This is a genomic window from Streptomyces sp. NPDC001093, from assembly GCF_040298985.1.
In the GTDB taxonomy this organism is placed as follows: Bacteria; Actinomycetota; Actinomycetes; order Streptomycetales; family Streptomycetaceae; genus Streptomyces.
Genome location: NZ_JBEPBF010000231.1, coordinates 1 through 7,733, shown reverse-complemented (window position 1 = coordinate 7,733; position 7,733 = coordinate 1). Strand labels below are relative to the sequence as shown.

Genomic DNA, 7,733 nt, shown 5'->3' with positions numbered 1-7,733 from the left:
GACCCCACGAGGAACACGAACTCGCCCTTCTCCACCTCGAGGGAGACATCCCTGAGTGCGGGGCGGGTCTGCTTGGGGTAGACCTTGGGCCGGGCGAGCAGGTCCGGGTACTCGCGGCCGACGCTGCGGAACAGACCGTCCAGTCCGGCCGCCCCGAGAGCGCCCGCAGGGTCGGCGGCCCGCAGGGCGAGCAGCCGGCGCGGGGCCCGCGCCAGCGCCGCGCGCAGCACCGGGAAGGCGTCCGGCAGCACCGGGAGGTCCGGGCCGGGCAGCCCGCCGAGGTACACGACGCCGTCGACCGGACCGTCGTCCGCGGTGAGGAGGTGGCTCGCGTGGAGCATCACGGCTTCGGCGCCGTGCTCGGCGAGCCGGGCCCCGACCTCCGCCGCCGCGCCCGCGCCGTCCCCGAGGAGGGCGAAGCGCCGGCCGGCCAGGGTGCGGCCTGCGTCACCCCCGACAGCCGGCTCCGGCTGGGGCTCCGGGAGGGGCACGGGACGCACCTCGCAGCGCCGGGGAGGAACACCGGGGACGGGGGCGGGGGCGGGATCGGGAGCGTATGTCGGTGGGGAGTACGCCGCCCCGGCCGGTTCCTGACTTCGTCCGGCTCCCGCGCCGGTGAGCGCTTCCTCGGTCCGCTCCTCCGCGTATCCGACCTGACCGCCGGTGCCGGACCCCTCGTGCCGCCCTCCCCCGCCTGCGGACCGCGCCGCCACCCGCGCCGTCAGCCACCCCGTCACCGCGGCGGCCGTACGCGCCTTGGCCAGCTCCTCCAGTTCGGCGTCCGCCAACACCTCGGCGCCGCCCGCGATGCCCAGCCGCTTGGCGAGTTCGCCCGCTATCTCGGCCCGCTTGATCGAGTCGATGCTGAGGTCCGCCTCCAGATCGAGGTCTGGCTCGATCATGTCGACGGGATAGCCGGTGCGTTCGCTGATGATCTCCAGGACGACCCGCTCGATGTCGGCGACCGGCGCTTCCGCGTCCGGCTCGGTCAACTGTGTGTCGACCGGCGGGAGTTCAGGGAGGACCGTCACCGTCCGCGGAACCGGTACGGCCGGGGCGGGCGCCGGCGGTGTGGCGCCGGGCGCCGAGCCGAAGTAGGTCAGCAGGACATCGCGCTGGGCGGCGATCATCTCCCGGCTGGTGCGCAGGAATTCGGAGATGAGCGCGTCCCGGTCGGCCGGGGCGCCGTACGGCTGGTCGGTGGTCACGGTCGTCTCCACGACTCGTCGGGCCGGTGCGAGGGCACCGGGCAGGAGTGCTCCGTCAGCGGTGCGGACGAGGTGTCCGTCGACCGTCCAGCCGGGCCGTTTCGGTGCCGGGCCGCGCAGCGCGTCGACGGCGTCGCGGCCCCGCAGGAGCCAGGCGGTGCGCACCGGCTGTCCGGCGACGGCGAGCCGGGCGAGGGCGTCGAGCCAGCCGCGCAGGCCGCTGTCGGCATCCGGTTCGCAGGCGACGGTGCGATGCGGTCGGTCGCCGAGGATCCGTGCGACGAGCCGGGTGAGGACCGTGCCGGGGCCCGCCTCGACGAAGACGCGGGCGCCCGCCTCGTACATGGCCTCGATCTGGGCGGCGAAGGCGACGGGGGCACCGATCTGGGCGGCGAGTTCGGCGCGCACCTCGTCGGGGCCGGGCGGATAGGGCGCGGCGGTGCGGTTGGCCCAGACGGGGAACTCGGGCGTCCGCACCGTCTTGTCCGCGAGGACCTTGGCGAACCGCTCCCCGGCCGCGGCCACGAGCGGGCTGTGGAAGGCGCAGGCCACGGGGATGCGCCGCGCGCCGAGCCCGGCGTCGCGCAGCAGCCGTACGGCTGTCTCGACATCCGCCGTCGGTCCGGAAATCACCGTCTGCTCGGGTGAGTTGAGGTTGGCGACGACGACGGCGGCGGGTGCGCCGGTCGAGCGCAGGGTGCGTACGACGGTCTCGGCGCCGGCGCCGACCGCGGCCATGGTGCCCGGGTCGTCGCCCGCCGCCGCCAGGATCGCACCGGCCCGCTCCGCGCTCAGCTCCAGCAGTGTCTCGGGGTCCAGGGCGCCGGCCGCGGCAAGGGCGACCAGCTCGCCGTAGCTGTGCCCGGCGGCCTGGTCGGGGTGGACGCCGGCCGAGGTGAGGAAGGCGTGGGCGGCGAGGCCCGTGATGCCGAGGGCGGGCTGCGCGGCCCGGGTGTCGGTGAGGGCGGCCCGCCGACGCTCCCTCGCGGCGTCGTCGAAGGCGGCCGGCGGGTGGACGCTGTCGGCGTGCGCGCGACCGAGGTCCAGGTAGTGCCGCAGCTCGGGAAGGTGGACCAGGAGCTCGGCGAGCATCCCGGGGCGTTGACTGCCCTGCCCGGGAAAGAGAAAGGCGACCTTGCCGGGCACCGGGTCGGCGACGACCCCGCTGTCCACCGGCTCCACGCCTCTGCCCTCGACCGACTCCGCGCGTCCGCGCACCACCGGCGCCGCGGCGGTCGTGTCTCCCATCGACTCCGCGGCCTTGCCCTGCACCGAATCGGCGACGCAGCCCTGCACCGAACCCGCGACGCCGCCCTCCACCGAACCCGCGACGCCGTCCTCCACCGAACCCGCGAAGCCACGCTCCACCGGGTCCTCCACTCCGCCCTCCACCGGGTCCGCGCCGCCGCCCTCCACCGAACCCGCGAAGCCCCCCTCCGCCGAATCAGCGAAGCCCCCCTCCGCCAAGCCCGCGCCGGGCCCCTCCCCCCGCTCCGACACCCCGCCCCGCGCCGGATACGCGCCCGCACCCCGTCCCGCACCCGCACGCGCACCCGAAACCGAACCCGCACCCGCGGAGTCCTCCTCCCCCGCCCCCCTCACCGCGTCCGCCACATGGATCCCGGCACCCGGATCGCGCTCCCCCGCGAGGAGCCGTCGCAGTTGTCCGGTGAGTTCCTCGGTGTCGCGGGCCACGAGCGCGGCCTGTACCGGATGGTGTGAGGTGTCGGCGCGGCGGGCCGCGGCGAGGGCGAGGTCGCGCAGGCGCCAAGGGCGGCCGTCGGTCTCGGCGGCCCGGAGGATCTCCTCGGCCTGCCGATGGGCCGCCGCGGTGTCCCGGCCCCGGAAGAGGAACAGCTCGGCCGGCCAGGCGTCCACGGACCGGCGGAGCGGTGCGGCGTCGGCGTGCGCGGCCAGCACGGCATGGAAGTTGGTGCCGCCGAAGCCGAACGCGCTGACGCCGGCGAGGCGTTCGGCCGCCGGTGCCGTCCAGGGCCGGGCGCGGGTGTGGAAGACGAACGGGCTGTCGCCCTCCGCCCAGGCCGGGTTGGGCCGCTCCAGGTACAGGGTGGGCGGGGTGACACCGGTGTGGAGGGCGAGGGCGGTCTTGATGAGGCCGGCGAGGCCGGCGGCGCACTTGGTGTGCCCGATCTGCGACTTGACCGAGCCGAGCGCACAGCCGCCCGCCGCCGCGCCCGCTTCGGTGAACACCTCGCTGAGCACGGTGAGTTCGGTGCGGTCGCCGACGACCGTGCCGGTGCCGTGCGCCTCGATCAGGCCGACGTCCGCGGGCGAGACACCGGCGTTGCGGTACGCCCGCTCCAGGGCCGCCCGCTGGCCTTCGGGGCGGGGTGCGGTGAGGCCGAGCGAGCGGCCGTCGCTGGCGGAGCCGAGGCCCTTGACCACGCCGTAGATCCGGTCGCCGGCGCGTTCGGCGTCCGCGAGCCGTTTGAGGACCAGGCAGGCCACGCCCTCGCCGAGGGCGATGCCGTCGGCGCAGGAGTCGAAGGCGCGGGAGCGGCCGGTCGGGGAGAGCGCGTGGACGGAGGAGAACAGGACGTAGTCGTTGATGCCGTTGTGCAGGTCGGCGCCGCCGCACAGCACGAGGTCACTGGTGCCGGAGACGAGTTCCTTGCAGGCCACGTCGAGGGCGGCGAGGGAGGAGGCACACGCGGCGTCGACGGTGAAGTTGGTGCCGCCGAGGTCCAGCCGGTTGGCGATCCGGCCGGAGATGACGTTGGCGAGCATGCCGGGGAAGGAGTCCTCGGTCAGCCGGGGCAGTTGTTCGTCCAGTCCGTCGGGCACCGTGCCGTAGTAGGACGGGAGTACGGCGCGCAGGGTGAGGGCGTTGGACAGGTCGCTGCCCGCCTCGGCGCCGAAGACGACCGAGGTCCGCGCGCGGTCGAACGCCCGCCCCTGCTCGCCGTATCCGGCGTCCTCCAGCGCCCGGCGGGCCGCCTCCAGGGACAGCAGCTGGACGGGTTCGATGCTGCCGAGGGAGGTGGGCGGGATGCCGTAGCGCAGCGGGTCGAAGGGGATGCGGGGCAGGAATCCGCCCCACTTGGACGCCGTGGTGCCGGCCGCGTGGTGCACGGCCGGGTCCCAGCGTGCGGCAGGCACCTCGGTGACGGCGTCGCGGCCGGTGACGATGGTGGACCAGAAGGCGGCGAGATCGGGGGCCTGGGGGAACATGCAGGCCATGCCGACGATGGCGATGTCCAGCGGCGCGGGCGGCTCCGGCGCGGCGGCGGAGACCTCGGCGCTCGGGCGGGCGGCCCGCCGCGTCAGGAGCTCGGCGGCGCCGTCGGTGACCGAGCGGTGCAGGTCCGCCAGGGTCGTGGTCCGCGAGCGCAGCACGGCGACCTCGCCGGCCATGAACATCCCGTCCGCGAGCTGCCGTTCCTCGTCCACGGTCGCGAACGCGCCGTCGGCTCCGCGCTCGACGCCCTTGCTGGCGATGCGCAGCCGGCCCACGTTGAGCCGTTCCAGCTGCTCCCAGACCTCGCGGTCGGTCAGCCCCTGCGCGCGGAGAGCGGCCTCGCGCGCACGGTAGTCACCGGTGAAGGGGCTCGGGACGCAGCGGGTGGCGTGGCCGGGGGCGGTCTCCAGGAGGGTGGTCGTGGTGGCGGTGAGCACCTGCCGCTGGAAGACGGGCCGGACGGCGCCGTGCGCGACGGCCTCCTCGGTGAACAGGTAGGCGGTGCCCATGAGCAGGCCGATGGCGGCGCCCCGGGCGGTGAGCGGTGCGGCCAGGGCCGCGACCATCGCCGCCGAGCGTTCGTCGTGGACGCCGCCGGCGAAGAACACCTCCAGCCGCCGGGCGGCCGGATCGTCGGCCTGGTCCAGGAAGTCCTGCAGGACGGCGAGTTGGGCCTCCCAGAGGGGGAAGGAGGCGCGCGGTCCGACATGACCGCCGCACTCGGACCCCTCGAACACGAACCTGCGCGCGCCCGCGTCCAGGAACTGCCGCAGCAGTCCCGGCGAGGGCACGTGCAGGTAGGTGCGGATCCCGGCCCGCTCCAGCGTCTCGGCCTGGGCGGGCCGTCCGCCGGCGATGATCGCGTGCGTGGGCCGCAGGTCCCGTACGGCGTCCAGCTGGGCGTTCCTGATCTCCTCGGGCGCGAAGCCGAGCACGCCCACGCCCCAGGGCCGCCCGTCCAGCACGGCCCGCGCCTCGGTGAGCATCGACCGGGTCCGCGCGCCGTCGGCGAGGGCCAGCGCCAGGAAGGGCAGCGCCCCGTCCGCGGCGACGGCCGCGGCGAAGCCCGCCTGGTCACTGACCCGGGTCATGGGCCCCTGCGCGACGGGGAGCAGGGTCCCGAGCGCCTGGCTCATGGCCGACCCGGGACGCAGGGCCGTCGCCGCACCCCCGTCGGCCACGCCGTCGATCGCCGTCGACACCTCCCGCACCGACCGCCGTACGTCCCCGAACCGTTCGGCGAACCGGGAGGCGAGGAATCCGTCCTGGCCGACGGGCAGGAGCCGGCCGCGCAGGTCGTCGGCGCCCAGCAGGGACGCGACCGCCCCGGGGTCGTCGGCCGGCGGGCGCGGGGCGTCCGGTCCCCGGCGCCGCAGTACCCGGTGGCCGCCCAGCACCACGGTCTCCGAGCCGTCCAGGGTGCGCAGCACCGAACGGACCGTCTCGGGCAGCCCCGACTCGGCGAGCAGGGCCAGTTGGCTGTCGAGGACCACCCCGGCGGCGCCGCCGGCCACCGCGGCCGCCGCCGTACGCGGGCCGATGCCCCCGCAGGCCCACACCGGGACGCGGCTCGACTCCTCGTCGGACAGCAGCTGTTGGAGCAGGACGAAGGTGCTCAGCTCGCCGACCCGGCCGCCGCTCTCGGCGCCGCGGGCGACGAGCCCCTGGGCACCCGCGCGCACGGCCGCGTGTGCCTGGCGGATGTCCGTGACCTCCGCCAGCACACGGCAGCCGGAGGGGAGTTCGGTGCGCCACCAGGTCGCGTCCGCGGTGAGGACCACGGTGTCGGGGGCGTCGCCGACCTCGGCCGGGGTCAGCGCGCAGCGCCCGGTCACCCGCACCCCGAAGGGGCCCGGCGCGGACCGTCTCAGCCGGGACAGCGCGTCCCGGCATCTCCGGTCTCCGGTGCCGAGGTCGAGGATGCCGAGCGCCCCGGCGGCACAGGCGGCGGCGGTGAGACCGGCGTCGGGCTCTCCGAACGGGGTGAGGCACAGGACGAGGTCATGGGGGCGCACAGGCGAGGTCATGATGCTCCGGCACGATCGGCGGGACAGCACGGTGGGGGGTGTGCGGCGGAACGCTCTGGTGCGAGGGCACCGGAAACTAGCCTCGGCCTACTCACGGGTCAATAACGCCGCCCCCTTTTCGCGCCCGGTGACATCGATTCGGCCAGCGGGTCGAATTCCGCGCAAGAACTGGAAAATGGCGGTAATTCCCCTCACCGGTGCGGGCGGGGCACCACTCCGGCCCCCGCACCACACCACCACAACCCCGGCAAAGTCCCCGCATGCGTCACCGCCCACTCACCCGGGCGCAACGCGCCGGTACATCCGCTCGAAGTCTGTAAATTCCACATGACTTCGGCGCCGTGGCTCGATCGCGGCCGGGGTCCGGGGGACGTCCCGCGCCGATCGTCAGCGCGGCAGTGTGCCCACGGCCGCCGGTACGGCGGCGACCGTGCCGGCGACCGGCGGGAGGGCCCGGTGCAGCAAGCGCACCGCCCGGGCGGGCAGGACGGACCCGGTGTGCCGCTGGTCGTGGCCGGCGCGGACCTGGGCGATCCGGGTCTCGTTCGCCTCGCCCGGCTCCCCCGGCCCCACCGACGGCCCCGGACCGCCGCCCGCGTCCTCCGGCTTCCCGGACGAGGTGTTCCCGTGCGGCGGGCCCTCGCCCTTCGGAAGTCCGTCCCCCTCCGAAAGTCCGTCGCCCTTCGAGGATCCAGCGCCCTGCGAGGGCCCATCGCCCTGCGCGAACCCCGGATGACGGCCCCGTGGCGCGTCCGCCCCGCCCTGCGCCGCGTCCGGCTCCAGCACCCAGAGCTGCTCCGGCGAACCGTCGCGCGGCGTCAGCGTGACGCGGGCGGACGCGTCGCCGGAGCCCGGAGCGAGCGCGAGGCCCGCGTGCCGGCGCGGCAGGATCTCGCCACCCACGGTGATGTCGTACGCCACCTCTCCGGAGTGCACGACGCATCCGGCCAGCACGACGCTCTTCGTCCCGGTGTCGGCGGCCAGGCACAGGGACGGGTCGGCGGCGCTGCGCAGCAACCCGTCGTCCTGGTACGACCACTGCTGCGAGGCGGCGGAGGAGCACGGCGCGAGCCCCACGCCCGCGCCCGCCCGCACGCTGTCCCCGAGCACGTCCAGGCAGCGCCCGGAGACGAGGCCGCGCAGGCTTCCGTGGGCCACCTCGACGGGATCGCCGGCCGAGGCGGCGGCGCGGGCGCCCGCGGCGCCGGGGCGCGGGGGGTGGCCGGCGGGGGGGCCCCCGGGGGCGCCGGGGAGGGGGGCACCGATGTCGTCGGACCAGCTGCAGACCGCGAGGACGGT

Annotated in this window: 2 protein-coding genes; both read right to left on the bottom strand. The window is 75.9% G+C overall.

Going from position 1 to position 7,733, the window contains the following annotated elements:
* Positions 1-6,434 (bottom strand): beta-ketoacyl synthase N-terminal-like domain-containing protein (locus tag ABT288_RS48585; RefSeq protein ID WP_351623127.1); only part of this gene is annotated, 6,434 nt, incomplete at its 3' end.
* 387 nt (positions 6,435-6,821) lie between these two features.
* Positions 6,822-7,733: RICIN domain-containing protein (locus ABT288_RS48580; RefSeq protein ID WP_351623125.1), on the bottom strand; the 912-nt coding region annotated here is incomplete at its 5' end.